General features: G+C 67.0%; 1 protein-coding gene. It reads left to right on the top strand.

The window, feature by feature from the left end; genetic code table 11:
- On the top strand, positions 1-691 hold a 691-nt coding region (locus AX685_RS14250; protein WP_066489829.1), incomplete at both ends, for a flagellin N-terminal helical domain-containing protein.

The raw sequence follows: 691 nt of genomic DNA, 5'->3' as shown, positions 1-691 counted from the left end.
CGCTCGCCAGCAAGGACCTGACGACCGCGATGCAGCGGCTGTCGACCGGCAAGCGCATCAACTCGGCGAAGGACGATGCCGCCGGCCTGGCGATCGGCGCGTCGATGACGTCGCAAATCCGCGGCATGGCGCAGGGCATCCGCAACGCCAACGACGGCATCTCGATGGCGCAGACCGCCGAAGGCGCGCTGGACGAGGTCGGCAACATGCTGCAGCGCATGCGCGAACTGACGGTGCAGGCCGCCAACGGCAGCTACAGCTCGACCGACCTCACCAACATCAAGAGCGAAATGGACCAGCTGGCCAAGCAGGTGAACGGCGTGATGAGCAACACGCAGTTCAACGGCGTGGCGCTGTTCCCCGCCACTGCCGCGACCAAGTCGATCCAGGCCGGTGCCGAGGGTGCCGACGCGATCAGCATGACGTTCCAAGCGCCGACGATCAGCAGCGCCGTCACCGCCGGCCCGCCCGCGGTGTCCGCGGTCGACGTCACCGCCGCGTCGCCGAACTGGACGACCAACATCGACGCCTTCGACACCGCGATCGCCAACGTGTCGAACAAGCGCGCCGAACTGGGTGCGGTGCAGAACCGCATCGAATCGGCGGTCAACAACATGACCACCAACATGACCAACCTGACCGACGCGCGCAGCCGCATCGAGGACGCGGACTTCTCGACCGAGACGACCGC

The sequence above is a fragment of the Sphingomonas sp. CCH9-F2 genome (assembly GCF_001556735.1).
GTDB lineage: Bacteria > Pseudomonadota > Alphaproteobacteria > Sphingomonadales > Sphingomonadaceae > Sphingomonas > Sphingomonas ginsenosidimutans.
Note: the sequence above shows the minus strand (reverse complement) of the source record. Positions and strands in the feature narration are given on the sequence as shown.